This window comes from Pararhodobacter zhoushanensis (genome assembly GCF_003990445.1).
GTDB classification, from domain to species: Bacteria; Pseudomonadota; Alphaproteobacteria; order Rhodobacterales; family Rhodobacteraceae; genus Pararhodobacter; species Pararhodobacter zhoushanensis.
On the sequence record NZ_REEZ01000008.1, the window covers coordinates 58087 to 85060 of the forward strand.

The following is a 26974-nucleotide window of genomic DNA, read 5'->3' on the forward strand; positions in this document are numbered from 1 at the left end:
ATTTTCAATGCGCTGCAGATGTTAGCGCCCGGACAACGGGGCGCTGACATCTGCGATCTCTATTGCCGAACAGGCGAGCGTCCGACCAGACCGATGCCGCTTATCCGTTGCTGATCGGCAACAAGTGCGGGGGTCGGGCGCTGGCGGGCGGAATACCGCTTGCTAAAGGTGACTATAATTGTCAGGTAAAGCGCATCCAGCGGGCGGGGACCATCGCATCCCCCAGCGGCCAGATCCCCGACCAACATAGACCCGTTTCGAGGCTCTCGCGGCCCGCCCGGTAATGCGCCCGCATTTTCAGGGTCCGCGCACCTCGTTGTTCACCTCGCCAGCGACCTGCCAGCGTCTCAGAAACCGCCCGTCGCGGCAGGATAACACTTATGACATCTCACCATCCGACCGCGCCCGGTGCGCGGTCATCCCAACAGTGTGCGCGCTTGTTGGCCACCGTCGGAGGCCTGGCGCTGTGCGCGGCGCTGGCACCCGCCCCGGTTCAGGCGCAACAGAACGCATCGACCACAGCGCCGCAATGGCTTGGTCGGATCACCTATTTCACCAGCCGCCTGCCGCGTCCTGTGTTGGAAGTCCCCGCAACCGTAACGGTGATTGAGGGTGAGGATCTTCACGAACAGGGTGTGACCGACATGCAGCAGCTGACGCGCTACGTGCCGGGGCTCACGGTCAACCGCCAGATCAACGCGGCGCAGCCTTTCAACGATTTCGATGGCTTCAACATGCGCGGGGTCGGCGGCAACAGGGTGTTGACGCTGATTGATGGCTCACGCCTGCCGGAACGCATCGCCGACGGTACGCGCGACTACCTCGATTTCAGCTTTATCCGGCAGGCCGAAGTGGTGCGTGGCCCCGCCTCGGTGGTCTGGGGGTCAGATGCGCTTGGCGGCGTTGTTGCGCTGCAAACCATCACCGCCGAGGACGTGTTGAACGGCCGGGACCGTGGTGGTGAAACCCGAACGGGCTACGACAGCCATACCCATACGCGCACCGCCTCGATCACCTTCGCGCAACGCCTGTCCGACTCGCTGACGCTGTTGGTTGGCGCGTCGACTCTGGCCGCAAACGAACCTGAAACATCGACGGCTTCGGCCAATGGCGGACTTTACAGCGACATCTGGGGCGGCTGTCCGCGCGATCTCGCCGCCGGTGCTACCCCCTGCAACCAGTTCGACCCGACCGATATCGAAACCCAGCGCGGCCTCGTCCGGTTGCACTGGACGCCTACCACCGAGCACAGTTTCGATTTCACCGCTGATCTGATGCGCAGGGTGACCACGGTTGCCTTCAACCAGAACCTCGGCCTTGTCACGGGCTCAACCGACACTGTTCAGGTCGACGAACGTCAGCAGGACCTGCGCCGTCAGCGCTATGCGTTGAGCCATGAATGGACGCCCGAAAGCGGCGTCGTCGATTCATTGACCACAACCCTGTCGTATGCGCCGGGCGGATATTCCACCTATCGTGCCCGGCGCCATGTCACGGGGACGGGCGAGCTTGTCCAGACCGAGGACTGGCTCGATTATGACGAGGCCTTCACCGAGCTCGACATACAGGGCGTGCGCAGCTTCAGCCTGGGCGGGGCCGAGCACGAGCTGACGTTCGGCTTTGATGGCGACGTGACCGAAACCGATTACTACCGCGCCAGCCGCGTCTGGAACCGGACCACCGGGTCGGACGTAACCACCTTTGCGGGCGGCTTCAACTTTGCCAACTCCACGACGACGCGTGCCGATATCTATGTGCAGGACCGCATCAGCCTTGCCGGTGGCCGGTTCGAACTGACGCCGGGCCTGCGCTATGCAACCTACCGGATCAGCCCGCGCCCGAATGCCGATTACGCCGTGGTGCCCGGGTCCGAACCCGTGGCCCGTCGCAGTGCTGAACTGCTGGGAAGTCTGGGCGCGCGCTGGGAGATTTCGCCAACATGGACACTGTGGAGCAACATCGGCCAGGGCTTCAAGATGCCAACCGCGCAGCAACTCTATACCTCGCTGCCGGGGACGTTCTTTGACCTTGTCCCGGCACCGGACCTGCTGCCCGAGCACGTGCTCAACGTCGAAATCGGCGCGCGGGCCGAGGCTGGCTGGGGCTACCTGTCGGTCAGCGCGTACCATGCGGATTATTCGGACTTCATTCAGTCATTCTACAACCCGCCCGGCACGAATGATTACACCTATCGCAACATTTCCGAACGCGAAGTCTGGGGTATCGAGTTTGCGGGCGAGTACCGGCTGAACACTGAATGGACGCTGAACGGCTCGCTGAACTGGCAGCGCGGCGTGGATCGCGTGACACCCGCCAGCGCCGAAACCCGTGCCGATCTGCGTGAACTCAGCGGCGTCGTTGGCCTCAACTGGCAGCCCGCGGGAAGCCGCTGGTCGATGGACAGCTACCTGCGCTTCGCGGATGGGGTCACGGAAACCGCCTCCGATACCGGGTTCCGACCGGCAGGCTACGGGTTGGTTGATCTCTTTGCCCGCTACGAACTGACCGAGACAGCCGTGCTCAGCATCGGCGTGACCAACCTCTTTGATCGGGCCTATTTCACCGATTCTGCAATCGGCGTCACGACCTCTCCCACCGAGGCGGTTGCGCGGCAGAACCCTCTCGACCTGCGCCTCGGTTCAGGTCGCGAGATCACCGTCGCGCTTCAGGCGCGGTTCTGACGCGATGGGCGTTGTGCTCAAACGTCTGGGGCGACTGGCCTGGCTCGCCGCCTCGGGACCGGACCGGGGGCTCATGGGCGCCTGGTCCGGCCTCGGCCTTTTCGTGCTCATCCTCGGTTTCGAGTTCTGTGGCGTCTGGCTTTCGGTTCAGATGATCAACTGGTCCAAGGTCTTTTACGACGCGCTGGAGCAACTCGATGCGGTCGAAGCGCTGCGCCAGATCGGCGTCTTCGCGATCCTGATCGCCGCGACTGCCGGCGCGTCCCTGATCGGCACCTGGCTGACCAAGCAGTTGCAGATTGCGTGGCGCCAGCGACTGACCGAGAGGGCGCTCAATCAATGGCTGACCGATGGTGCTTACTGGCATCTGCGCCCCGGCCTCAGCCCCGATCCGATCGACAACCCCGATCAGCGTATCGCGCAGGATTGCAACCTGTTCATCGAATACCTGCTCGAATTCTCTGTTGACCTGATCGCCCGCTCGGTCGCGCTGGTCACTTATCTTGCCGTGTTGTGGAACCTTTCGGGCTTTCCGCTGTCGCTTTCCTTTGTCGGACTCGACATCACCGTTCCGCGCTACATGATCTGGGCGGCCTTCCTCTATGTCGCACTTTCGACGCTGATCACCCATCTGCTGGGCAAGCCGCTCAAGAACCTCGCCTTTCGACAAGAGCGCGTCGAGGCCGATTTCCGGCACGGCTTGGTTCAGGTGCGCGACAACGCCGACGCCATCGCTCTGGCCGGCGGAGAAGACGCCGAGCGGCGGCGGCTGGCGGCGCGCTTTGCCCGCCTCAGGGACAACTGGAAACAGCTGATCGGGCGCGAATTCATTCTGGGTCTCTATACCCAGCCCTACCGGTACACCGTCCTGCGCATTCCGACCTTTCTGGCATTGCCCGCCTATTTCGGCGGGGCGGTGACGCTGGGCGGGTTGATGCAAACGGCCAGCGCGTTTTCCAACGTCACGACGACGCTGAGCTATTTCGTGTTCTACTACGCCCGGATCGCCCGCTTCGTCGCCGTGTCCGAGCGGCTGGAAGGGCTGTTCCTTGCGACCGCCGCCCCCCGTCCCGCACCCGATGCGCCGCGCAGCTTGCTGCGGGTGACCGGCGGCGGCGACCGCCTGCGCCTGTCGGGCTTGCGGCTGTTTACCCCGTCTGGGCGGGCGCTGGACCCGGTGCCCGACTGTACCATCACGGCGGGGCAAAGGATCTGGATCCGGGGCGCTTCAGGGCGCGGGAAAACGACACTCCTTTCCGCGCTGCGTGGCGTCTGGCCATATGGCACAGGCAGTATCACCCTGCCCGATGCCCCGCTGATGGCGTTGCCGCAGGTTCCCGTCGCGTTCTCGGACGGGCTGTTGGCAACGTTGTCCTATCCGCAGGATCCGGCAAGCTATGACCGCGCAGTGCTGGACGCGATGCTGCGCAAAGTCGGACTGGAAGCGCGGCTTGTGGCCTCAGACGGGCCCGGCACCCTGCAGGGGCTGTCGATGGGCGAACGTCAGCGGCTGGCGCTGGCCCGCGCGCTGCTCTTGCGTCCGGGCTGGCTGTTGCTGGACGAAGCGACAAGCGCGCTCGATCCCGCGTCGGAAACCCGGCTTCTGGCCTTGCTGCGCCGCGAGCTGCCACAGACGACGATTCTTTGCGTCGCGCACCGCCCTCCTGTCGGGCTGGATCCCGATGGCGAACTGGCTATCGGTCCCTTTGATGAAAGGATAAGCGCATGATACCTGCGCCCGGAAAATGGCTCTATCCCGCTGAGGGCACAACGCCCGACCACACGCAGGTGATGGCCGAGATGGCCCGCGCCCCAGCGGTTCTGCTCGGCGAGCGGCATGACCGCGCCGACCACCACCGCTGGCAGATGCAGATCGCGGCCGGATTGCTGGCGCACCGTTCCAAGATGGTGATGGGGTTCGAGATGTTCCCGCAGCGGCTGGATCCCGTGCTGGCCGACTGGGTCGCAGGCAATCTCGACGAGGCACAGTTTCTCGAACGCGCGGAATGGGGCAAGGTCTGGGGGTTCCCGGCCGAGCTTTACCTGCCGCTCTTCCACTTCTGCCGCCTGCATCGCGTCCCGATGGTCGGCCTGAACTGCCGCCGCGCGCTGGTAAGCGACGTGGGTGCCGGGGGCTGGGACAGCATTCCCGTCGATGCCCGCGAGGGGATCACCCCCTCAGCGCCGGCAAGCCCTGCCTATCGGCGCTACCTGTTCGAGATCACGGGCGGCGCGCGACCTGACCGGGCGGCGCAAGGGCCCGACGACCCGGCATTTGACCGCTTCGTGAGGGCGCAGCAGACTTGGGACCGGGCCTTTGCCTGTCGCATTGTCGCGGCTGCGCAGCGCTGGCCGGATGCGCTGGTCGTCGGGATCATCGGGCGCGGTCATCTTGAATACCGCGGCGGCACGCCCGCGCAGCTTGATGACCTTGGTTTCACCGGCGCGCGCGTTCTGCTTCCGCAAGAAACGGGTCCGACAGCAATGCCCCCTGCCCCCGATCTGGCCTGTGCTGTCTACGGCTTGCCGATGCTGCCGGGCTGACGCACCCGGAAAACCCCTCATTCGGGTGAAATTGACCGTCGCGCTCAAGCACCGATCAGCGTCGCATTCCAGCGGCCCGAGGTCACGCCGTTGCTGACCAGCTCGGTCAGCAACGCGCGAACCACCTCCTGCACATAGGTCTGCGGTCGATCCGCGAGCTCGCAAAGATAGAGCGTGCGCGACAGCGACGGCTCGATGATGGGCCTGTAGGTCAGGGTTCCGTTTGCGATCGCTTCACTGACCGAAAGCTTGGTGCCGATGGTACAGCCCAGCCGCTCACGCAACGCGCCGGATATGGCCTGAACCGAGTTCATCTTCAGCACTGCGCTGCTCTCAATGCGCTTGAGCAACGCGACTTCGTCCAGGATCGGCCCTGACGAGACGCCCTGCTGCATCATGATGATCGGAAGGGACATCATTTCCTCGACAGAGATCGGCACCTCGGCTTTGCCCAGCAGCTCCGGCGCGCCGACGCAGCCCATCCGCTCACTAAGCAAGGGGCTGGACTTGAGCCTTGCGTCGGTGGGCGGGTTATAGACCAGCGCCATGTCCACCTCAGAGCGCATGAGGAAGGCCAGCGTCGCACCAGACAGGCTCTCATTCAGGCTGAGCTGGACACGGGGGTGGTCGGCCATCATCCGTTTTGCCAATTGCACCCCGATCGCCTTGACCGCCGAATAGGCCATGCCGACGCGCACCGTGCCTGAGATTTCCTTGCCCCCTTCGCGGATATCGGCCACCGCAACGTCGATGGATCGCAAGATGGACGTGGCGTGCTGGTAAAGCCGCTCTCCGGCGGCGGTGGGGCTCATGCCCCGGGGTTTGCGGATGAAAAGCGGTGTGGCCAGCTCGGTCTCAAGACGCGTCAGGTGATAGCTCAGCGCGGTCGTGGCGATATTCACCCGCGCCGAGGCCGCCAGCAGCGAGCCGTTGTCATAGATTGCCTGAAAGTAGCGCAACTGTCTGATGTCCATCGGGCGCAAGCTTTCTAAATTTTAGACATATCCTGTCGAAACTATGTAATTTTTATCCCTCTCAGGCAAGGCTAGGGTCTGCTGACTGTTAGGGGGAGACCGTCAGCCATGACCCGCGATCTGCAGAGTGCCCAGACAAAAACCCGCGTTGCGGCGCTGGACCCAACAGGCTTTCCCCCGGTTGTCGTCGGCAAGACAGCCGCGCCGCGGCTTTCCACGCTAGAGGGCAAGACCGTCTATCTGGTGGACAGCCGGTTCGACGATTCCCTCGAATTGCTCAAGCAAATCAAGGTCTGGTTCTCCGAGGTCATGCCCGGCGTCACCGTCGAGATCCGCCAGCTGGCCAGCACCTATGCCAAGGACGACCCCGCTCTGTGGGAAGAGATCCGCGACAAAGGGGATGCCGCGATCATCGGCGTCGGTCATTGCAGCACCTGCGCGCCCGCCGTCTCGACCCATGCGATCACGCTTGAGACGCAATACGGCGTGCCGACTGTGGCGGTGCATACCGAGAAGTTCGACCGCGTCGTGCGCTCGGTCACCAAGATGGCCGGTTTGCCGCAGGCCCCGCTGGTCTTTGTGCCGCAACCCGTGATGGGCAAGACCGAGGCCGAGCTGCGCGCCTATGTCCATGGCACCGACCCGGTACGCGGCGGCCCGGTGATGCAGGAGATCGTCGAGGCGCTGACCACCAGCCTGCCCCCGGTCACCCGCGACAGCGACCCCGCGACCCTGCGCGAGCGGCTGGTCTGGGCGGACAGCGAGGACGATCTGCACGCGCTCTTTCAGCAAAACCTGTGGACCGATTTCCTGCCCATCGTGCTGCCGACCGAGGCGCGCGTCGAGCAGATGCTGGCGGGCACCAGCCGCAAGCGTGACGAGGTAATCGGACGCATGCAGCCAACCCCGAATCGGGGCGCTTGGAGCTACACCGTCGAGAAGGTCGCGATCAACGCCGTGATGGCGGGCGCACGGCCCGAGTATTTCCCGGTGATCCTGGCGCTGGCTGCGTCCGAGTTTTCCTCGCGGCGCTCGTCCTCGTCCTCGGTCGCGACGATGGTTGTGGTCAACGGCCCGATCCGCCACGAGATCGGCATGAATTTCGGCATCGGCGCGATGGGGCCATATAACCACGCGAACGCCACCATCGGCCGCGCCTACAGCTTGCTGTCGCAAAACCTGCAGGGCGGTTCGGTCCCCGATCAGACCTATATGGGCACGATGGGCAGCGCCTATTCCTATTCCGGTATGACCTTCGCCGAAAACGAAGAGCGGAGCCCGTGGGAGCCGCTGCATGTGCAGCACGGCTTCAAGCTGGACGACAGCACCGTGAGCATTTTCTCGGGCCTGCGCGCCGTGACGCATAGCCTCGGCCTGCGTGAAAAGCACTGGCGCGAGCACGTTGCCGACATGCTGCGCGGCACCGAAGCGATCACCGCGCCTTGTCTGGTGCTGGACCCGATCTGCGCGCAGCAATTCGTTGACCGGGGCGGGTTTACCGAGAAGGCGGCGCTCATCGACTTTATCCATGATCTCGCCAAGGTGCCTGCCGGGGAATACTGGGATCTGCAACTGGTGCAGAATTATGTCTACCCGCGCGCGACATTCGGTGAAGAACCACTGGCGACACGGCTCAAGGCCGCGCCCGATGAGCTGATCCACAAGTTCCTGAAAGAGCGGATCAATGTCGTGGTCACCGGGGGCGAATCGAACGGCTATTGGCAGATCATGAGCGTCACGCGGCACGACACGCTCAGCATCGACGACTGGCGCTGATCCCATGACGCAGGCGGATCACGACATCATCGTCATCGGGGCCGGAACCGCCGGCTTGAGCGCGGCGCGGGCCGCCGCCGAGGCCGGTGCGCGGGTGCTGGTGATCGAGCGGTTGAGCGCAGGCGGACAGGTGTCCACCATCGACCGCATCGTGAATTTCCCCGGTCAGGATGAGATCGGCGGGTTCGAGCTGGGCCCTATGTTGCAGGATGAGGCCGAGGACGCTGGTGCAGCCCTTGCGCTGGCCGAAGTGACCGGCCTGACGCGCGAGGGCGCGTTCTGGCGCGTGGCCACCGGCGAGGGAGATCACACCGCGCAGGCCGTAATCGTCGCGTGCGGCTCGACGCGCCGCGCCTTGGGCGTGCCGGGTGAAGAGTCTTACACCGGGCGCGGCGTGTCGCATTGTGCCTCATGCGATGGCGGGTTCTTTCGCGGTCAAACAGTGATCGTCGCGGGGGGCGGCGACTCAGCGCTGGATGAGGCGCTGGTGCTGGCCGGCGTCGTGGGCCGGGTGCTGCTGGTCCATCGCGGCACCCGTTTTGACGCAACGCAGGGTCAGGCCGAACAGATCATGGCCAGCGACACGATCGAGGTGCTCTGGAACACCACCGTCACGGCGGTGTCGGGCGACGAGACCGGGATGACCGGCGTCGCCCTGCACAACGCCGCCCAAGGCACCGAACAGACGCAAAGCGCCAGCGGGCTCTTTGTCTACACCGGCCTGCAACCGAACGCGGCGTTTCTGGAGGGGATCGCCGACCGGGATGCAGACGGGCGGCTGTTGGTCACGCCGACACTGCAGACGACAGCACCCGCGCTCTATGCCGCGGGCGATCTGCGGGTTGGCAGCATCGGCATGCTAAGCGAGGCCGTCACCGACGGCCAGCGCGCGGCCCGTTCGGCAGTGGACGGGCTGCAACAGAGGAAAACGGCGGGGTAGGAGAAACACGTACGGGCCCCAGCCGTGCTGCCCGGTTTCGTGCCGGCAGCAGATCGCGGACACGCGCCGCACCCAAGAGGAGGAGAACACCCATGAAGACTCTCAAGGCTCTGGTGATCACCACCATGATCCTGCCCGCGTCGCTGGCGCAGGCAACGGAAATGACGGGAACAGAACGCACGCTCTATACCGCGGCGCAGTCCGAGAATGGCGTGACCTGGTACACATCGCAGCTGACGACCGAGCAGGCCGAAGAGGTCTGCGCGCTGTTCTCGACCCGGTTCGAGGGCATCGCCTGCTATCCGGTCCGCGCCAATGGCAGCAGCACGCTTCAGCGCGTGGTGCAGGAAATTCAGGCGGGCGCGGTGCAGGGCGACATCGTCAGCACCAACAGCGTGTCCGACTTTGAAGAGTTCAAGGCATTGAGCGGGCTGGCGCAATACATGCCCGACAACCTGTCAGGCATGCAGCCGTCGCTGGCCGCGCTCAACGACTCGGACGGCTACTATTTCGTCTCCGGCGTGTCGCCTTTCGGCTTCGTCTATAACACCGATCTGGTTAGCCCCGACGAGGTGCCGCGCAGCTGGAACGACCTGACCGACCCGCGCTGGATGAACCAGATTGCCATCGCTCACCCCGGTTTCTCGGGCAGCGCCGGGCAATGGGCGATTGCGATGGACCGCCTTTATGGCCGCGCGTTCTTTGAGGGGCTGGCGGCGAACGAGCCGCAGATCGGCCGCTCGATTGCCGATGGCTACACGATGGTGACGACGGGCGAGCGTTCGCTGACTGTGACCTCGCTGGCGCTGGGGCGTGATGCGATGCGCGATGGCAAGCCCGTCGATCTGGTCGTGCCGGACGAAGGCATGTTCCTGCCGCCAAGCGCTGCCGGAGTGCTGGCCGGATCGCCCAACCCCAACAGCGCGCGGCTGTTCGCCGAGTTCCTCGCCTCGACCGAGTTCTCGGAGTGGCTGGCCTCCAAGGGCCGCAACCCGCTGCGCACCGATGTCGCCACCCCTGAGGGCACACCAGACCTGAATCAGGTCAGCGTGCTGACCGTGTCGGTAGCTGAATCGTTGGCCAACCAGCAAGACGTCGTCGAGATGTTCCGCGACATTTTCGGCATCTGAACCCGCTCTCGGCCGGCCCTGCCGGGGTCGGCCGACACCATCAGCACAGCGGAGTCCCCATGACGACCGACCCCCAAATCGCGACGCACGCGCGGTCCTTCAGGACCCGGCTTTCGGTGCTGCAACCCGTCCGGCTGGTCTGGCTGGGCCTTGCGCTGGCGCTGGCCCTGCTGGTTGTCGCCCCCATCGCCATGCTGGTGATCAAAAGCTTCACCGCTGCGGGCGGCGGCGGCTTTACCTTCGACAATTACATCGCCGCTTACGGGCGCGCGCGCCACGTTCAGGCGCTGTGGAACACGCTGATCATGGGGCTTGGCACCACGGTGCTGGCCGTTCTGCTGGCTGTGCCGACCGCCTGGGCCTGCACGCGCACAAACATGCCCGGCCGCACCCTCGTGCGTATTGCGCTGTTCGGTGCGTTCCTGATGCCGCCCTATTTGACCGGGGTGGGCTGGATCCTGCTGGCAGGCCCGAACGCCGGGTTCATCAATCAGGCCTGGACCGCGCTGACCGGGCTGGATGACCCGCTGGTCAACATCTTCTCGTTCAGCGGGCTGGTGCTGGTGATGGGGGTCAGCACATTCTTCACCATCTTCATTCTGGTCAGCGCCGCGTTCGAGCTGCTGTCCTCGGAGATGGAGGACGCCGCCAATATCCTTGGTGCCGGACCGTTCACCACCGCCTTCAAGATCACCCTGCCGATGGCGATGCCGACGATTCTGGGCAGCGCGCTGCTGACCTTTCTGGTGTCGATTGCGCTTTACGGTGTGCCTGCGCTGATCTCGATCCCGGCGCGCTACCCGGTGGTGGTGATCCAGCTGGCCGAGTTCTTTTCCTTTCCCATCCGGATCGAGGTCGCCGCGGCCTATTCCATTCCGCTGCTGGGCATCACCATCGGGCTTTTGCTGCTGCAGCGCCGGGTACTGGGCCGCAAGGGATACACCGCCGTTGGCGGCAAAGGGGGTGAGCGCCGGATCATTGATCTGGGCCGCTGGAAATGGGCGGTCTTTGCCTATGCGATGCTGGTGGTACTGCTCTCTGTGGCGATGCCGTTGCTGGTGCTGCTGATGGCCGCGTTCAGCCATACTTGGGTTGACGGATTCAGCATCGACAACTTCACGCTCGAGCATTTTCACTATGTCCTGTTCGAGCATTCCAGCTCGCAAAAGGCACTGCTGACCAGCGTGGGCACGGGTGCCGCTGCGGCGACGCTGGCGATCTCGCTGGCACTGTCGATCTCGTATATCGTGCAGCGCAGATTGCTGCCTTACGGCGGCGTGCTGGCCTTTTTGTGCATGTCGCCCTTCGTCATTCCGGGCATCGTGCTGGCAATCGGTTTCTATGCCGTCTACGCGCTGCCGCCGGTGGGGCTGTATGGCACTTACATCATTCTGGTGCTGGCCTTTACCACCCGGTTTCTGCCCATCGCCTATACCACCAGCACCAATGGCGTGCGCGCCATCAACCCTGAAATGGAAGAGGCCGTGCGCATCCTTGGCGGCGGGCAGTTCACGGCGATCCGCAAGGTCGTCGCGCCGCTGCTCAAGCGCACGCTGGCTTCGGGCTGGATCCTGATGTTCGTCCCCGCCGCGCAAGAGCTGTCCACCGCCGTGTTCCTTGTCGGTCCGCATACCCGCGTCGTTTCCGTGGTGCTGCTGGATATGAGCGAGGAGGGCACTTTCGAACGTCTTGCGGCGCTTGGCAGCGTGTTGCTGCTGATCATTGCCGCCATCGTGCTGATCGGCGTCAAGCTGCTCGGACGTGATTTCATGCTGAGGAGAACCTGATGCAAGGTCTGGTCCTGAAGGATCTCGGTCGCCGTTTTGGTACCGTCGACGCGGTCAAGGATGTCAACATCACCCTGCAACCGGGCGAGTTTCTGTCGCTGCTGGGGCCGTCCGGCTGTGGCAAGACCACGACATTGCGGATGATCGCCGGGTTCCTCGCGCCGACCTCGGGCTCGATCCTGCTGGATGGGGTCGAGGTATCCTCGCCGCGCGGCTCGATCCCGCCGGAAAAGCGCGGCATGTCGATGATCTTTCAAAGCTATGCGATCTGGCCGAACATGACGGTGCTGGAGAACGTCGCCTTTGGTCTGAAACTGCGCAAGATGGACAAGGCCGATGTGCGCCGCCGCGCCGGTGAAATGCTCGAAGCCGTGCGCCTGAGCCATCTCGCTGACCGCTATCCGTCCGAACTGTCAGGCGGCCAGCAGCAGCGCGTGGCGCTGGCGCGGGCGTTGGTGATCCGGCCGAAACTGTTGCTGCTGGACGAGCCGCTGTCCAACCTCGATGCCTCACTGCGTGAGGATATGCGCTTTGAAATCAAGCGCATCCACGACGAATTCCGCATCACCTCGGTCTATGTCACGCATGATCAGAGTGAAGCGATGGTCACCTCGGACCGGATCGCGGTGATCAATCACGGCAAGGTCGAGCAGATCGACACGCCCTATGAGATCTACACCCGTCCCACGACGCGCTTTGTCGCCGGGTTCATCGGGCGGACCAACCAGATCACCGGCACGCGGCGGGCGGGACAGGTCAACTTCACCGGCTTTGCGCTGCCTCTGTCGCTGTTTACCGGGACCGAGCCGGAAGTCTTCGTCTCGATCCGCCCGCAATCGCTGCATCTGAGCGCGGCAGAGCCTGTCACCGACGATCTGTTCAAGCTGCGCGGCAAGATCAGCGCGCGGGCGTTTCTGGGCGAGACCTGGGATTATGTGTTTCGCACCGACAGCGGGCTCGAACTGCGCATCGTCGCGCGCCCGCACCAGATCTATCAGCTGGGCGACGATGTCTGGGCGACGGCCTCGCAGGATCAGATCGTGCAGATCCACTGAGCGAAGCGGAGACGGATGCCTTGCCGGGGTCAGCACGCGCAAGGGGGTTGCGGCGTCAGAACGGCGCGCTTCTGCTTCACTGAACCCAATTCGGTTCAGCGCCGGGGCTCTTGCAGCCCGGCCCTTGCCACCCCCTTGCGGCATTGGTCGATAAACGCCAGCGCCGATGGTGCCAGCGGTCGGTTGCGCCGCGTGACCACGCCGATACGGCGCACCATTTCCGGGGCGACCAGCGGCACAGCGACCATATGGTCGCGGGGAAACATTGAAAACGAATACTCAGGCAGCGCGGCAACGCCCAACCGAGCCTGCACCATCGCCGCAACCGAGGGCACCTGCTCGAGCTCGTAATGCGGCACACACAACGCGTTGGCCTGCAAAAATGCCGCATCCGTCACCTTGCGGACCGAGGACGTCGGGGTTAGCGCGATGAAACGCTCTTTGGCCAGATCCGCCCAGCAGACCTGCGATCGACCGGCCAACGGATGATCCGCCGGGCAGAGCAGAAAGAAGCGGTCGGCAGCAAGGGTCTCGAAGGTCAGATCATGGCGCAACGAGCCCTGGCTGACAAAGGCCATGTCGGCGATGCCATCGGACACCAGCGCCAACGCCCGCTCCTGATTGGAATCGTGTACCTCGACCGCGACCTTCGCGTGGCTCTTGCCAAACGTGCTTAGTGCCGGGGCAAGGATGCTGCTGATCAGCGACGGCAGGGCGGCCAGCGAAATCCGGCTCGTCTCGCCGCCCATCCGGGCCAGGATGGTGTCGTAGGTGAACTGCATGGTGCGGATCAGTTCGCGGGCGCTGGCGATGACATGCGTGCCGTCATGCGATGCTGTCAGCCGCCGTGTTGTCCGGTGGAAAACGGGAAATCCCAGCTCGGTTTCAATCCGCCGGATCGTTTCGCTGACCGAGGGTTGCGACACGCCAAGCTGTTCTGCGGCAACGGTAAAACTGCCTGTATCGGCGACCGTGACCAGAACCTCGAACTGCCGCAGCGTAATATTCATCGGGAAAGCGGACTTTCATTCATAGGTTTGTACTATGTATAAATGAATTTGCATTATTTGACAATATATATGCGGCCTTGGTTAAGTCGCCTCCGAAGACAAGGAGTGCGTGAATGGCCGGGAAAGATGTGATGATTGGCTGCGCGGCGGGGTTTGCCCGCGACCGCAAGGATTCCGCCCCGGCCCTGATTGCTGCGCTCGCAGAGCATGATGGCCCACGTTTTCTGGTCTATGAAATGCTCGCCGAGCGCACGCTCGCCAACGCCCAGAATGAACGCCGCCGCACGCCGGAAGCCGGCTATATCGCAACCTTCGAGCCGATGTTGCGCCCGTATCTCAAGGCTTGCGTGGCGGTGGGTGTGCGGGTGATCGGCAACTTCGGCGCGGCGAACCCGCGCGCGGCGGCCCGACTGGTGGCCCAGTGGGCGGCCGAGGACGGGCTCGACGGGTTACGCATCGCCTGCGTTGAGGGTGACGATCTGCTCGGCCGCGTTGATGCCGCCACGCTTGCCGCGACCGAAACGGGAACACCGATCCTTGCCAGCCACCCCGAGGTGCTGTCGGTCAACGTGTATCTGGGCGCCGGGCCGATAGCTGCAGCACTCGATCAGGGCGCGGATGTGGTGATCACCGGGCGCATCGCCGATCCGGCGCTGGCGCTGGGGCCGCTGATCCATGCGTTCGGCTGGGCCGATGACGACTGGGACCGGCTGGCCGCCGGTGTGCTGGCCGGGCATCTGCTGGAATGCGGACCGCAGGTGACCGGCGGCTACTTCGCCGATCCCGGCGTCAAGGATGTGCCGGGGATGGAAAGCCTTGGGTATCCGCTGGTGCGCGTCGCACCCAATGGCAGCTTCGAGCTGACCAAACCTGCCGGGACCGGCGGTCTGGTCGATCTGCGCAGCGTCAAAGAGCAGATCCTCTATGAGATCCACGATCCCGCTGCCTATGTGACCCCGGATGTCGTGCTCGACATGACAGATGTCGAGCTTGCGCAGATTGGTCCCAACCGGGTGCGCGTCGCCAAGGCGCGCGGCAAGCCACGTCCTGACCAGCTGAAAGCCACGGTCTGCATCGATGGCGGTCTGCTCGCCGAGGCTGGCATTTCCTATGCCGGGATCAACGCCGAGGCCCGCGCCCGGCTGGCAGTGCAGACGATCCGCGACCGCATGGCGCGACTTGCGCCGGGGCTGTTGCTCAGGGCCGATATCGTGGGGCTGGTGTCTGTCTTCGGCGATACCGCAGGTGAGGCACTGGCGGGGCGTCATGCCGTCGATCCCAGCCCCGACCTGCGCGTCATGTTCGCCGCCGAGGTGGCCACGGCCGAAGCAGGGCGCCTGTTGCTGGAAGAGGTCGAAGCGCTTTATGTCGCGGGCCCCGCGGGTGGCGGCGGCGTGCGGGGCAGCCTGACCCCACGTCTGAAAAACACCGCCTGTCTTTTGCCACGCTCGCTGGCCGAGCCGAAAGTCAGTCTGATCGGAGCCGAGGTATGAGCCCTTTTGCCAGCGTCTCCCTGTACGAGCTTGCGCATTCGCGCTCGGGCGACAAGGGAAACCGTTCGAACCTGTCGGTGATAGCCCGACGTCCAGAATTCTATCCGCTGCTCGCCCGCCTGCTGACCGTCGAGCGGGTGGAAAAGCACTTCGCGCACCGGCGCCCGACCGCCGTCATGCGCTATGACCTGCCCAAGCTGGCGGCGTTCAACTTTGTGCTCGATGACCTGCTTGAAGGCGGGGTCAACGCGTCGCTTGGTCTCGACGGCCATGGCAAGACCCTGTCTTTCCATCTGCTCGGCCTCCGGCTCGAGCTTGACGCCGAGGCGCAGGCGGTGCTTGCCGCTGTCGCAGCACCATCGCCCGTCTCCCCCGTTCCCGAGGATCTTTCCGCATGACCCAGCGCATCACCGCCCAGCCCGTTATTGACGCCCTTCTCGCCCGTCAGGACAGCGTGATGGCGCGTCTGGACACGCTGCTGCGCTTCAAGAGCGTGAGCACCGACAGCGCGTTCAATCCCGAAATGGCCCGCACCCGCGATTTCCTGTGCGACTGGTTGCGCGAGATCGGCATGAAGGACGTGCAACTGCTCGATGGCGGCGGCCACCCGGCAATCTATGCAGCGTGGGAAGAGGCCGGGCCGGACGTGCCCACGGTGGTGGTGTACGGCCATTACGACGTGCAGCCTGCCGGTCCCGATGCGCTCTGGCGCACCCCGGCGTTCGAGCCGACGGTGGTGGGCGACCGGCTCTATGCGCGCGGCGCGTCGGACGTGAAAGGCTCGACCGTCATCGCCATTGAGACGCTGGCGGGATATCTGCAAGTGCATGGCCGCCTGCCGATCAACGTCAAGCTGTTCCTCGAAGGCGAAGAGGAAAGCGGCAGCCCTAGCCTGGGCGCGATCATCGAAAAGTTCCGCCCGCTGCTCAAGGCTGACGCGATGATCTCGGCTGACGGCGGGCGTGCGTCGCCAGTGACACCCACGATCAACGTGGGTGCTCGCGGGCTGACCGCGCTCGAAATCACGCTGCGGACCGCCGACAAGGAAACCCATTCCGGCCGCTACGGCGGTTCGATCCGCAATGCGTTGCATGAGATGGCGCGTCTGGTGACCAGCCTGCACAACGCGGATGGCTCGGTCGCTGTCGAAGGCCTGCGCGCGCTCGCCCGGCCGATCACCAACGCCCAGCGGGCCAATGCCGCCGCACTGCCCTTCGACGAAGCTGCCTTTGTCGCCGATGTCGGTGCGATTGCCGCGGGCGAGCCGGGGCTGACGATCCGCGAGCGGCTGACCCTGTTCCCGGCGATTGACGTGAACGGCATGTGGGGCGGTTACACCGGCGAGGGCGGCAAGACCGTCATCCCCGACGTCGCCCATGCCAAGATCACTGCCCGCTTGTCGCCCGGCATCGACCCGGACGCCGCCCAACAGGTCCTGCGCGACCATCTGAGCGCCGCTTGCGCCGAGGGTGTCGAGCTGAGCTTTGCAGGGGGCCATGGCGCGCCCGCGTCCAACATCGAGGCCGATCACCCGCTGGTCAAAGCCGCGCGCACCGTACTGCTGGCGGAAACCGGTGAAGAGCCGGTGTTGGTGCGGCTGGGGGCCACGGTGCCGATCACTGCGGTGTTCTCGCAGAAGCTGGACATGGACACGCTGATGTTCGGCATGAACCTGCCCGACGAAGACGTCCACGCGCCCAACGAGTTCTTCCACCTCGACTCGATCCCGCTGGGACTCAGGTTGTGGCCAGCGCTGCTGGAAGAACTCGCCGCCTATTCACCCGCCGATTTCCGCACCGCGACCGACGGCAGCGCGTCATGAGCGGGATCGTCGTTGCCGCGCAACCCGAGGCCGCCGAGGCCGGTGCAGACGCGCTGCGTCGCGGCGGAAATGCCGTCGATGCCGCGATCACGGCGGCCTTTGTGCAATGCGTGGTCGATCCGCAGATGACGGGGCTGACCGGCTACGGCTCGATGCAGGTGTTTCTGCCGGGGCGCGGGGTGCATGAAGTGGCCGACTTCTTCGCCCGCTCTCCTGCGGCGACGAGGCCCGATATGTGGCAGGACTCCCTGATCGGCGAGGCGCGCGACGGGTTTTCCTTTGCCGTGAAGGGCGCGGTCAACGAGATGGGCTATCTGGCCGCCGGAACGCCCACCAACCTTGCCGGTTTCGCCTCGGCGCTGGAACGTCACGGCACGATGGATCTGGCGCAGGCGCTGGAACCCGCCATCGCCTATGCCCGCGACGGGTTCACCGTGCGACCGTACATGAGCCACTTCTGGAACCTCGACGACCGGACGCTGGGGCGCTGCGCGATCCGCGATCTGCTGGCGTTCAGCGCGACCGGCCGCGCACTTTACTTCCGCGCTGACGGGGCCCTCAAGCGTCCCGGGGATCGCATCGCAAACCCGGCACTCGCCCGCACGCTGGAGCGCATCGCCAAAGCCGGACCTGGGATCTTCTACAGCGGCGAGATTGCCGAGGAGATGATCGGTGACTTCGCCGCGAATGGCGGGCTGATGACAATGGCGGATCTGGCAGCGATCAGCGTGGACTGGACCGCGCCGGTCTGGGGTCGTTTTCGCGGGCTGGATGTTGCCTCGCAGCCGCCCTCGGGCGGTGGGATCAGCCTTATTCAGGCGCTGCAGGTGCTGGATCGCTTCGACCTGATGGGGACCGAGCATAACTCGCCCCGGCACGTCGCGCTGCTGGCCGAGATCCTCAAGCGTGTGACCACCGACAAGGACGCCCATATCGGTGACCCCCGGTTCAGCGATGTGCCGCAGGACTGGCTGTTGTCGCAGGACCGCGCCGAGGAACACGCCGCTGATATCCGCTCGGGCCGCATCGCCCATGTCGAGCGCCTGCAGGCCGGAAAGGAATCGCCCAACACCACGCAGGTCTGTGTCGTTGACAGCGTCGGCAATGCTGTGACGCTGACGCATACGCTGGGGACTCCCAGCGGGGCGATGACGCCGGGGCTGGGCGTGATGTATTCGTGCCTGATGAGCGCGTTTGACCCGCGCCCGGGTCGTCCGGGGTCGCTGGGGCCGGGCAAATGCCGGCCCAGCTCGCAGATGCCGACGATGGTGTTTCAGGGCGACAAACCGCGCATCGTCATCGGTGCGCCCGGCGGGACGGCGATCCTGCCTGCAATGATGCAGGGGATCAGCAACATCGTCGATTTCGGAATGCCGGTGCTCGACGCCGTCGCCGCACCCCGGATCTGCGTTACCAGCGACATCATCGACATCTCGAACCGCGTTTCACGCGCGACCGAATCCGGGCTCAAGGCGCAGGGCTATACCGTCGCCCGCTCGACCATGAGTTACGCCTTTGCCGCGCTTCACGCAGTGCATCGTGATGCGGGCGGGCACCTATCAGCCGCCGCAGATCCGCAACGCGACGGCACGTGGATGCGCGGCTGATCCAGCCAGAACCTGAAATCAAAAACTTCAACAGGAGACCGACCATGAAACGATTGAACCGGCTGACCCGCCTTCTGATGGCATCTGCCATCAGCGTTGCTGCCTTTGCGCCCGCGGTCAGTGCCGATCCGCTGCGCATCGCCATCGGCGGCGCGTTTACCTCGATGGATCCGCATTTCTACAACGCGACCCCGAACCACACCGTTGCGATGCATATCTTCGACCGGCTCATCGACCGCCGCCCCGACACCTCGCTCGCCCCGGCGCTGGCCCTGAGCTGGGAGGCTGTGTCGGACACCGAATGGCTGTTCCACCTGCGTGACGGCGTGACGTGGCATGATGGCGAACCTTTCACCGCCGATGATGTCGCCTTTACCTACACGCGGGCGCGCGATGTGCCCAACAGCCCCGGCGGCTTTGGCGGTTTCCTGCGCGAAGTGGAATCGGTTGAGGTCATCGACGATCTGACGTTGAAAATCACCACGCCGGTTCCGGCCCCCAACCTGCCACGCAATCTGGCCTTTGTACCCATCATCTCGCGCCATGTCGGTGAAACCGCGACGACCGAAGACTACAACGCCGGCACCGCCGTAATCGGCACCGGGCCGTACCGCTTTGTCAGCTACGCGCCCAGCGACAGGGTCGAGTATGCACGCAACGACGACTGGTGGGGCGAGGCGCAGCCGTGGGACACCGTCACGCTGCGCATGATCCCCAGCGCCGGGGCGCGCGTTGCGGCGCTGCTGTCGGGCGATGTCGATGTGATCGACACGCCGCCCTCGGGCGATCTGGAGCGCCTGCGCAGCGACGACAACCTCGCGGTCTATTCGACGCCGGGCATGCGCGTGATGTATGTCGGCCTCAACCAGACGGACAGCGCGCCGGGCGTCAGTGGTCCGAACGGCGAAGCGCTCGACACCAACCCGCTGCAGGATCCGCGCGTGCGCCGTGCCCTGTCGCTGGCGATCAACCGCGAAGGTCTGGCCACCCGTCTGATGCAAGGCGCTGCCGTACCGACCGGGCAATGGCTGTCCGAGGGCCAGTTCTCCTATGCGCCGTCGGTCGAAGTGCCGCCCTATGACGTCGCAGCCGCGCAAGCGCTTCTGGCCGAAGCGGGCTACCCGGACGGCTTCACCTTGCCGGTTTTCGGTCCCAATGACCGCTATCCGGGCGATGCCGCAACCACACAGGCGCTGGCGCAGATGTGGGCGCGTCTGGGTCTGCGCACCTCGGTCGATTCTCAGCCGTGGTCGACCTATTCGGGCATCACCGGCACCGGTGAGCTGTCGGTCGGCCTGCTGGGTTGGGGCAGCCCCACGGGTGAAGCGGGTTACCTGCTGACCAACGTGCTCCATACCCGCGACGCGGATGCCGGGACCGGCATCTTCAACACCGGGCGTTATTCGAACCCCGAACTGGATGCGCTGGTCGATACCGCCATGGCAACGCTTGACGATGCCGAGCGTGAGGCACTGTTGATCCAGGCGGTCGAGATGGTCGATGCCGACACCGCGATGATCCCGTTGTTCATGCTGATCAACAACTGGGCAACGCGCAGCACGGTGACGATTGACGCCCGGCGCGATGAGCGAACGCTGGCCATCGACATTCACCCGGCCCAGTGATCCTGAAACGAACGGGGCCGTTTGCCGGCCCCGTTCGAGTTCCACGGCCCTGGCTTTGTGCCGCCGAAGACCAGCCGAATCCGGCGGAATGACCCGAAGAAAGGAAGCCTTACGATGATTTCTTGGTTTGGCAGCAGACTGATTCAGGCCCTGCTGGTCATGCTGGCGATGACGGTGATCGTATTCATCGGCGTCAATGTCGTTGGCGACCCGGTCGCGATCCTGATTCCCCCCGACGCGACGGCCGCCGAGAGGCTTCGCGTGGTTCAGGCCTTCGGGCTCGACCGGCCTTTGTGGGAACAGTATTTTAGCTTTCTCAACGGCGTACTGCACGGCGATCTGGGCCGCAGCTACGTCTACAACCAACCCGCCTTGCAGGTGATCCTGCAGCGCCTGCCCGCAACGATGGAGCTGGCCGCCTCGGCAATGCTGGTGGCCATCGTGATTGGTATTCCGCTTGGACTGTATGCCGGGCTGCGGCCTGACAGCCCGCTGGCCAAGCTGTTCATGGCGGGCTCGGTCCTTGGATTTTCGCTGCCGACCTTCTGGGTCGGGCTGATGCTCATCATGATCTTTTCCGTCAATCTTGGCTGGCTGCCCGCATCAGGACGCGGTGAAACGGTCGAACTGTTCGGCATGCGCTGGTCGTTTCTCACGCTGGACGGACTGTCGCATCTGGCCTTGCCCGCGCTCAATCTGGCGCTGTTCAAGATCGCGCTGGTCATGCGGCTAGTGCGCGCCGGTGTGCGCGAGGTGCTGCCGCAGGACTATATCCGATATGCCCGGGCGCGCGGCCTGAGAGAAGGACGCGTGATCTGGGTGCATGTCCTCAAGAACATCCTGATTCCGGTAGTGACGATCATCGGACTTGAGTTTGGCTCGGTCATTGCCTTCTCGATTGTCACCGAGACGATCTTCGCCTGGCCCGGCATGGGCAAGCTGATCATCGACAGTATCAATGTGCTCGATCGGCCAGTGATGGTGGCCTACCTGATGATGATCGTCGTGATCTTCGTGGTCATCAATCTGCTGGTGGATCTTGCCTACACCCTGCTGGACCCGCGCGTCCGGCTTGCTGCCAGAGGGAAAAGTTGATGGTCAACCTGCCCGAAACCCCCTCGATTCACAACGCTGCCACCGATCGGCCCGAGGCCGCCTGGCGTCGCGTCTGGCGCGATTATCGCGGCTCGCCCGTCGCCGTCGTCATGCTGGCGCTGCTGGGCGTGATCCTCGTGCTGGCACTGCTCGCGCCGCTGATCTCGCCACAGAACCCCTATGACCTGATGCAGCTGGACATCATGGAAGGCCTGTTGCCGCCGGGAACCGAGGCGTCGTCCGGCGACATGATTTATCATCTGGGCACCGATGATCAGGGCCGCGACATGCTGTCGGCGATCCTGCACGGGCTGCGGATCTCGCTGTTTGTCGGCGTGGTTTCGGCGGTCTGTGCGGTGCTGGTCGGTGCCACGCTGGGTCTGTTCGCGGCCTATCGCGGTGGTCGGACCGAAAGCGTGATCATGCGGCTTGTCGATCTGCAGCTGTCGTTTCCGACCATTCTGGTCGCGCTGATGATCCTCGCTTTTCTGGGCAAGGGGATCAGCAATGTCATATTGGCGCTGATCATCGTCGAATGGGCCACCTATGCCCGGACGGCGCGGGGTACGGCGCTGGTCGAGTCCCGGCGTGAATACATCGAGGCGGCGCATTGCCTTGGCGTGCCGCTGTACCGGATCATCTTTCGCCACCTGCTGCCCAATTGCATGACGCCGCTGATCGTCATCGGCACCGTGCAGATTGCCCGCGCGATCACGCTTGAGGCGACGCTGTCCTTTCTGGGCATCGGCGTGCCGGTCACCGAACCCAGTCTGGGGCTGCTGATCGCCAACGGCTATCAATACATGTTCGCAGGCCAGTACTGGCTCAGTTTCTTCCCCGGTATCGCGTTGCTGGTGACCATCGTGGCGATCAACCTTGTGGGCGACCGCCTGCGCGATGTCTTCAATCCCAAGGGGCAGGCATGATGACGATCCAAACGCTTGACCGCACCCGCCAAGGCGAAACCCCCGCGCAAACCGCCCCCGCGCCGCTGCTGGCCGTGCGCAATCTGCGCACCTCTTTCGTGCAACGCGGACGCTGGACATCGGTGCTGGATGATGTGTCCTTTGACATCGCTGCCGGCGAAACGCTGGCTGTCGTCGGAGAGTCCGGCTCGGGCAAGAGTGTCACGGCGATGTCGATCATGCGCCTGTTGCCGCCAAAGACCAGCCGGGTCGAGGGACAGGTGCTGTTGCAGGGGCAAGACCTGCTGACCCTGCCCGACGACGCGATGCGGCGCATTCGCGGCAACGAGATCGCGATGATCTTTCAGGAAACCAGTCTGAACCCGGTCTATACCATCGGGTTTCACATCATCGAAACCCTGCGCCAGCATCGCGGCCTGAACGAGACGCAGGCGCGTGCCGAGGCGCTGCGTCTCATGGACCGGGTGCGCATTCCCTCGGCAGGGCGGCGCATCGACGAATACGCGCACCAGTTCTCTGGCGGGATGCGCCAACGCATCATGATCGCCATCGCGTTGGCCTGTCAGCCCAAACTGCTGATTGCCGACGAGCCGACGACGGCGCTGGATGTGACCATTCAGGCGCAAATCCTGCAGCTGATCAAAGAACTGCAGGCGGATGAGGGCATGTCGGTGATGTTCATCACCCATGACATGGGGGTTGTGGCGGAAACCTCGGACCGGACCGTGGTGCTCTATCACGGCCGCAAGGTTGAAGAGGGGCCGACCAGCCGGGTCCTTCTGTCCCCGCACGAAGCCTATACCCGCAAACTGCTGGCCGCCGTGCCACGGCTGGGCGAGATGTCTGACAGCCCCTTGCCCGCACGGTTTGCCGAAGTCGATATGGCAACCGGCAACAGCACCGCGCCGCGTCCGGTTGTCGACACTGTCGATCACGCCGCAGCGCCGGTGTTGTCGGTGCAGAACCTGACCACGCGCTTCGATGTGCGCGGCGGCACGTTGGGCGGGGTCACTGCCCGCGTTCATGCGGTCGAGGATGTAAGCTTCGACATCCACGCCGGTGAAACGCTGTCGCTTGTCGGTGAATCGGGCTGCGGAAAGTCCACGACTGGGCGCTCGATCATGCGGTTGGTCAATCCGGTGTCAGGCCGGATCATGGTCGGCGGCCGCGATATGGCGGGGCTCGGCCACCGCGATCTGCGTGCCATGCGACGCAAGGTGCAGATGATCTTTCAGGATCCAGTCTCCAGCCTGAACGCGCGCATGACTGTGGGCGATGCCCTGACCGAGCCGTTTGTCGTGCACCGTCTCGGCTCGCGCCGCGCTGCGCGCGACAAGGCGGCGGCACTGCTGCAAAAGGTCGGGCTGGATGCGGACATGGCCTCGCGGTTTCCGCATGAGTTTTCCGGCGGGCAGCGCCAACGGATCTCGATCGCCCGGGCCTTGATGCTGGACCCGCAGATCATCGTGGCAGACGAATCCGTCTCGGCGCTGGATGTGTCGGTCAAGGCACAGGTGATCAACCTGCTGCTGGACCTGCAGGAAAGCTTCAAGGTCTCGTATCTGTTCATCAGTCATGACATGGCCGTGGTCGAACGCGTCAGTCACCGGGTGGCTGTGATGTATCTGGGCGAAATCGTCGAAATAGGGCCGCGCCAGGCGATATTCGACAATCCGCAGCACAGCTACACGCGCCGTCTGATCGAGGCAGTGCCAGTGGTCGACCCCGCCCGCCGCCACCAGACCCGCCAGATCCCGGCCGAAGAGATCCGCAGCCCTGTCCGGCAACTGGACTACACACCCCCGACGCGGCAATGGCGAACCGTCGCGCCGGGACATTTCGTGATGGATGAAGGCTGATCAACAGCCCGCCAACCCTGCAGCACTGGCCGACACCATCGCGCAGGGGCCTCACGAACGGGCCGCGGCGCAGGTCGCGGCCCCTTGATCTGACGGCGCGGAGGGTCTGATCGCGTACGGCCACAGCCGCCGACCGCCTTACTGAGGGGGTCTTGCGTGAATGGGGCTTTCGGGAAGTGACTCGAAACCGATCAAGCGCCTGCAAAGCAACGCTCCCCCAGTGCGAGAAGTACAGCCGACCGGGTCATTGATGGCGCCCGCACCGTGCCGTGCCGCAGGCGCTTGCCACCAGCGCCCCTGATGCCTGTGGCGACAGATCTTCCCCCGCGCGATGTCGCTCCCATTTGAGCCCTGGGGCTGGAATTTCGTCACTTCTCTGCAATGCCATCCGCCGTGACTAAAGGGCAATATATTGTCGTTAGTCCATAATGTGCCGCACCGCATTTTGCACTCAGAGTGCAAGAGAAGACACGCTAGATGCACAGATTATTCCTATATTATGCAGTAAGGTAGCTGGGTTAGGTTGGCTCAGTGAAGTGTCATTCACACAGAGCTTGCCGAAACTATGTTAATATGTTTACATAGTTTCGAGGTAGGAGGAGACACTCATGAAGGCGACCGTTTTGGCGGCCCGCGCTGCCGATGGCTTGTCCATCGCTGACCGCATTGCGCCCGTTTCCGGCACGATACGCGCGCAGCGCTCGCGTACCGGCATCAAGGGGTAAGGGCTGATGAGCTGGACCTCCATCGTGACCGAGACGGACGGTCCGGTCGGCATTGTCCGGCTCAACCGCCCTCAGTCGCTAAACGCTCTCAATCTGGTGATGACGACCGAGATGTCCGCCGCGCTGACCGCGTTTGAGGAAGACGACGCGATCGGGGCGATTGTGCTGACCGGCAATGAGCGTGCCTTTGCCGCCGGGGCGGACATCAAGGAGCTGAAGGACAAGTCGTTTTCCGACGTCTACGCCGAACAGCTCATCACCCGCAGCTGGGAGCGACCGGCCTCCTGTCGCAAGCCGATCATCGCCGCAGTGTCGGGTCATGCGGCGGGCGGTGGCTGCGAGATCGCGCTGATGTGCGACATTGTTATTGCCTCGGAAACCGCGCGCTTAAGCCTGCCGGAATCTGCCGTCGGGGTGATCCCCGGCGCAGGGGGCACGCAACGGCTGACGCGGATCGTCGGCAAGGCCGTGGCGATGGATATGATCCTGTCGGGCCGCGTGATGCACGCGCCCGAAGCACTGGCGCGGGGAGTCGTCAGCCGCGTGGCGCCAGCCGACAGCTATTTCGACGAGGCGCTGGCGCTTGCACGCCAGCTTGCCGCCCGGTCGCGCCCAATCATGATGCTGGCCAAAGAGGCCGTGAACCACGCGCATGAGACGCATCTGTCCGAAGGCATCTATCTGGAGCGCCGCCTGCTTTACGCGACCTTCGCCACCGACGACCGGCGCGAAGGCATGACCGCCTTTACCGAAAAGCGCCCGCCCGTTTTCACCCACCGCTGAGGCGAACGGGCCCTGCGAACCGCACGAAAACAACAACGTCCTGGGAGGAGAAACATGACGATGCGTTTAATGACCACACCGCTTGCGCTGGGATCGCTGATCCTGAGCAGCCTGCCGCTTGCTGTCGCGGCACCCGCCATGGCCGCCGAAGTCGACGGCCCGGCGATCACCTGGGAGGTCTCGCTCTGGGGCAACCGCCGCGGATTTACCGAAGGTGTCGAGGCTCTGGCGGCCTATCTGGCCGAAAAGACTGACGGTAACTTCCAGCTGTCGCTGCAATATGGCGGCGTGCTGTCGGACCCCACCGAGAACATCGACGGCATCCAGATCGGAGCCTTCGAGATGGCGACGGTCTGCTCGTTCTATCATCCCGGCAAGCTTCCGGTCTCGACCGGGCTGAACCTTGCCCTGCTGCCGCTGCCGACGCTGGAAAGTCAGTACCGCACCTATGCCGAATACCTGCGTCACCCGGCAGTGGCGGCGGAATGGGCGACGTGGAACGCAGTGCCAGTGATGTCGGTTCTGATGCCCAACTACGAAGTCATGGGCCGCGGCGAGCCGCCGATGGATCTGGCGGCGTGGCAGGGTCTGCGCATCAACGCCTCGGGCGGGCATGCGGCGCTGATGCAGGCGCTTGGCGCGGTGTCGACGACGATTCCGGCCCCGGATCTTTACAGCTCGATGGAGCGTGGCGCGCTGGATGCGATCGTCTATCCCTACACCTACGCCTTCACCGCCTATTCGCTGCAGGAACTGTCCACGTGGGTCACCGACAGCTGGAACCTGGGTACGGTGCATTGCGCGCTGGCGGCGAATGCTGACGCCTATGCCTCGCTGCCACAGCAGTACCGCGACCTGATCGACGAGGCGATTCCTGCCGCCTATGCCCACCAGATCGAGGCTTATTCCGAGGTGGACGCCACCAACGAGGCCGACTTCGAAGCGCGCGGCCTTGTGCGGGTGCCGATGCCGGATGACGTGCGCAGCGCGCTCGAAGCGGCGGTCACCCCCAGCTGGCAGGCATGGGTCGCCGACATGGATAGCCGCGGCTATCCGGGGCAAGAGCTGCTGGACCTCATCCTGACCTCTGCCGCGGCGGCCACGGCGCAATAAGCGGCACTCTTGCCGGCGGGCGGACGCCG

General features: G+C 64.3%; 20 protein-coding genes. 18 read left to right on the forward strand and 2 right to left on the reverse strand.

From position 1 onward, the window contains the following. Positions 1–440 precede the first annotated feature (440 nt). The 3 genes from EAE28_RS16680 to EAE28_RS16690 are packed head-to-tail and all read left to right on the forward strand — an operon-like array spanning position 441 to position 5225. Positions 441–2681, forward strand: a complete 2241-nt coding sequence (locus EAE28_RS16680) for a TonB-dependent hemoglobin/transferrin/lactoferrin family receptor (protein ID WP_164736679.1) — start codon at positions 441–443, stop codon at positions 2679–2681. 4 nt (positions 2682–2685) lie between these two features. Continuing rightward, positions 2686–4410 (forward strand): ABC transporter ATP-binding protein/permease, encoded by a 1725-nt coding sequence (locus EAE28_RS16685; protein ID WP_127108331.1) that lies wholly within the window; start codon positions 2686–2688, stop codon positions 4408–4410. Continuing rightward, positions 4407–5225, forward strand: a complete 819-nt coding sequence (locus EAE28_RS16690; protein ID WP_127108333.1) for a ChaN family lipoprotein — start codon at positions 4407–4409, stop codon at positions 5223–5225. The genes EAE28_RS16685 and EAE28_RS16690 overlap by 4 nt, the downstream gene beginning before the upstream one ends. Positions 5226–5269: 44 nt before the next feature. Here EAE28_RS16690 and EAE28_RS16695 read toward each other — a convergent pair whose 3' ends face one another. Further along, entirely contained in the window at positions 5270–6199 is a 930-nt protein-coding gene (locus tag EAE28_RS16695) for a LysR family transcriptional regulator (protein WP_127108335.1), read from the reverse strand. Between the two features lie 108 nt (positions 6200–6307). On the opposite strand from EAE28_RS16695, the gene EAE28_RS16700 reads away from it, so the two are divergent. The 5 genes from EAE28_RS16700 to EAE28_RS16720 all read left to right on the forward strand — a co-directional run bounded on the left by EAE28_RS16700 (position 6308) and on the right by EAE28_RS16720 (position 12887). After that, positions 6308–7975 (forward strand): UGSC family (seleno)protein, encoded by a 1668-nt coding sequence (locus EAE28_RS16700; RefSeq protein ID WP_127108337.1) that lies wholly within the window; start codon positions 6308–6310, stop codon positions 7973–7975. A gap of 4 nt (positions 7976–7979) precedes the next feature. Then, positions 7980–8915 (forward strand): NAD(P)/FAD-dependent oxidoreductase, encoded by a 936-nt coding sequence (locus tag EAE28_RS16705; protein ID WP_127108339.1) that lies wholly within the window; start codon positions 7980–7982, stop codon positions 8913–8915. Between the two features lie 92 nt (positions 8916–9007). Beyond that, a complete protein-coding gene (locus tag EAE28_RS16710; protein ID WP_127108341.1) occupies positions 9008–10045 on the forward strand; it encodes an ABC transporter substrate-binding protein in 1038 nt (345 codons plus the stop codon). A gap of 59 nt (positions 10046–10104) precedes the next feature. After that, positions 10105–11832: an ABC transporter permease gene (locus EAE28_RS16715; RefSeq protein WP_127108343.1), complete on the forward strand. Its 1728-nt coding sequence runs from the start codon at positions 10105–10107 to the stop codon at positions 11830–11832. Beyond that, on the forward strand, positions 11832–12887 hold the full coding sequence (locus tag EAE28_RS16720; protein WP_127108345.1) for an ABC transporter ATP-binding protein: 1056 nt from the start codon (positions 11832–11834) through the stop codon (positions 12885–12887). Before EAE28_RS16715 ends, EAE28_RS16720 begins: the two co-directional genes overlap by 1 nt. 95 nt (positions 12888–12982) lie before the next feature. Here the strand turns inward: EAE28_RS16720 and EAE28_RS16725 are convergent, their stop codons facing one another. Then, positions 12983–13897 carry a LysR family transcriptional regulator gene (locus EAE28_RS16725; protein ID WP_127108347.1) on the reverse strand — a complete coding sequence of 305 codons (915 nt, stop codon included), beginning with the start codon at positions 13895–13897 and terminating at the stop codon, positions 12983–12985. Between the two features lie 113 nt (positions 13898–14010). Here EAE28_RS16725 and EAE28_RS16730 point away from each other — a divergent pair, with 113 nt between their 5' ends. The 10 genes from EAE28_RS16730 (at position 14011) to EAE28_RS16775 (ending at position 26945) form a co-directional block, all read left to right on the forward strand. Further along, positions 14011–15390 carry an acyclic terpene utilization AtuA family protein gene (locus EAE28_RS16730; protein ID WP_127108349.1) on the forward strand — a complete coding sequence of 460 codons (1380 nt, stop codon included), beginning with the start codon at positions 14011–14013 and terminating at the stop codon, positions 15388–15390. Beyond that, on the forward strand, positions 15387–15788 hold the full coding sequence (locus EAE28_RS16735; protein ID WP_127108351.1) for an AtuA-related protein: 402 nt from the start codon (positions 15387–15389) through the stop codon (positions 15786–15788). Before EAE28_RS16730 ends, EAE28_RS16735 begins: the two co-directional genes overlap by 4 nt. Next, complete coding sequence (locus tag EAE28_RS16740; protein ID WP_127108353.1) at positions 15785–17212, forward strand: M20/M25/M40 family metallo-hydrolase; 1428 nt, start codon at positions 15785–15787, stop codon at positions 17210–17212. The genes EAE28_RS16735 and EAE28_RS16740 overlap by 4 nt, the downstream gene beginning before the upstream one ends. Next, positions 17209–18819, forward strand: a complete 1611-nt coding sequence (gene ggt / locus EAE28_RS16745) for a gamma-glutamyltransferase (RefSeq protein WP_127108355.1) — start codon at positions 17209–17211, stop codon at positions 18817–18819. The genes EAE28_RS16740 and ggt overlap by 4 nt, the downstream gene beginning before the upstream one ends. 44 nt (positions 18820–18863) lie before the next feature. Further along, positions 18864–20444 carry an ABC transporter substrate-binding protein gene (locus EAE28_RS16750; protein ID WP_127108357.1) on the forward strand — a complete coding sequence of 527 codons (1581 nt, stop codon included), beginning with the start codon at positions 18864–18866 and terminating at the stop codon, positions 20442–20444. A gap of 114 nt (positions 20445–20558) precedes the next feature. Then, a complete protein-coding gene (locus EAE28_RS16755) occupies positions 20559–21539 on the forward strand; it encodes an ABC transporter permease (RefSeq protein WP_127108359.1) in 981 nt (326 codons plus the stop codon). Further along, on the forward strand, positions 21539–22465 hold the full coding sequence (locus EAE28_RS16760) for an ABC transporter permease (RefSeq protein WP_127108361.1): 927 nt from the start codon (positions 21539–21541) through the stop codon (positions 22463–22465). Before EAE28_RS16755 ends, EAE28_RS16760 begins: the two co-directional genes overlap by 1 nt. Further along, complete coding sequence (locus EAE28_RS16765; protein WP_246022408.1) at positions 22462–24324, forward strand: ABC transporter ATP-binding protein; 1863 nt, start codon at positions 22462–22464, stop codon at positions 24322–24324. Before EAE28_RS16760 ends, EAE28_RS16765 begins: the two co-directional genes overlap by 4 nt. 731 nt (positions 24325–25055) lie before the next feature. Continuing rightward, positions 25056–25832, forward strand: coding sequence for an enoyl-CoA hydratase-related protein (locus EAE28_RS16770; RefSeq protein WP_127108363.1), 777 nt, complete (start codon positions 25056–25058; stop codon positions 25830–25832). Between the two features lie 54 nt (positions 25833–25886). Beyond that, positions 25887–26945 carry a type 2 periplasmic-binding domain-containing protein gene (locus EAE28_RS16775; protein WP_127108365.1) on the forward strand — a complete coding sequence of 353 codons (1059 nt, stop codon included), beginning with the start codon at positions 25887–25889 and terminating at the stop codon, positions 26943–26945. The last annotated feature ends 29 nt before the right edge of the window (positions 26946–26974 follow it).

Excerpts from the sequence above, each read along its gene's own strand:
- EAE28_RS16685 (WP_127108331.1), top strand. The coding sequence starts at position 2,686 with ATGGGCGTTGTGCTCAAACGTCTGGGGCGACTGGCCTGGCTCGCCGCC.
- EAE28_RS16690 (WP_127108333.1), top strand. The coding sequence starts at position 4,407 with ATGATACCTGCGCCCGGAAAATGGCTCTATCCCGCTGAGGGCACAACG.
- EAE28_RS16695 (WP_127108335.1), bottom strand. The coding sequence starts at position 6,199 with ATGGACATCAGACAGTTGCGCTACTTTCAGGCAATCTATGACAACGGC.
- EAE28_RS16700 (WP_127108337.1), top strand. The coding sequence starts at position 6,308 with ATGACCCGCGATCTGCAGAGTGCCCAGACAAAAACCCGCGTTGCGGCG.
- EAE28_RS16705 (WP_127108339.1), top strand. The coding sequence starts at position 7,980 with ATGACGCAGGCGGATCACGACATCATCGTCATCGGGGCCGGAACCGCC.
- EAE28_RS16710 (WP_127108341.1), top strand. The coding sequence starts at position 9,008 with ATGAAGACTCTCAAGGCTCTGGTGATCACCACCATGATCCTGCCCGCG.
- EAE28_RS16715 (WP_127108343.1), top strand. The coding sequence starts at position 10,105 with ATGACGACCGACCCCCAAATCGCGACGCACGCGCGGTCCTTCAGGACC.
- EAE28_RS16720 (WP_127108345.1), top strand. The coding sequence starts at position 11,832 with ATGCAAGGTCTGGTCCTGAAGGATCTCGGTCGCCGTTTTGGTACCGTC.
- EAE28_RS16725 (WP_127108347.1), bottom strand. The coding sequence starts at position 13,897 with ATGAATATTACGCTGCGGCAGTTCGAGGTTCTGGTCACGGTCGCCGAT.
- EAE28_RS16730 (WP_127108349.1), top strand. The coding sequence starts at position 14,011 with ATGGCCGGGAAAGATGTGATGATTGGCTGCGCGGCGGGGTTTGCCCGC.
- EAE28_RS16735 (WP_127108351.1), top strand. The coding sequence starts at position 15,387 with ATGAGCCCTTTTGCCAGCGTCTCCCTGTACGAGCTTGCGCATTCGCGC.
- EAE28_RS16740 (WP_127108353.1), top strand. The coding sequence starts at position 15,785 with ATGACCCAGCGCATCACCGCCCAGCCCGTTATTGACGCCCTTCTCGCC.
- ggt (WP_127108355.1), top strand. The coding sequence starts at position 17,209 with ATGAGCGGGATCGTCGTTGCCGCGCAACCCGAGGCCGCCGAGGCCGGT.
- EAE28_RS16750 (WP_127108357.1), top strand. The coding sequence starts at position 18,864 with ATGAAACGATTGAACCGGCTGACCCGCCTTCTGATGGCATCTGCCATC.
- EAE28_RS16755 (WP_127108359.1), top strand. The coding sequence starts at position 20,559 with ATGATTTCTTGGTTTGGCAGCAGACTGATTCAGGCCCTGCTGGTCATG.
- EAE28_RS16760 (WP_127108361.1), top strand. The coding sequence starts at position 21,539 with ATGGTCAACCTGCCCGAAACCCCCTCGATTCACAACGCTGCCACCGAT.
- EAE28_RS16765 (WP_246022408.1), top strand. The coding sequence starts at position 22,462 with ATGATGACGATCCAAACGCTTGACCGCACCCGCCAAGGCGAAACCCCC.
- EAE28_RS16770 (WP_127108363.1), top strand. The coding sequence starts at position 25,056 with ATGAGCTGGACCTCCATCGTGACCGAGACGGACGGTCCGGTCGGCATT.
- EAE28_RS16775 (WP_127108365.1), top strand. The coding sequence starts at position 25,887 with ATGACGATGCGTTTAATGACCACACCGCTTGCGCTGGGATCGCTGATC.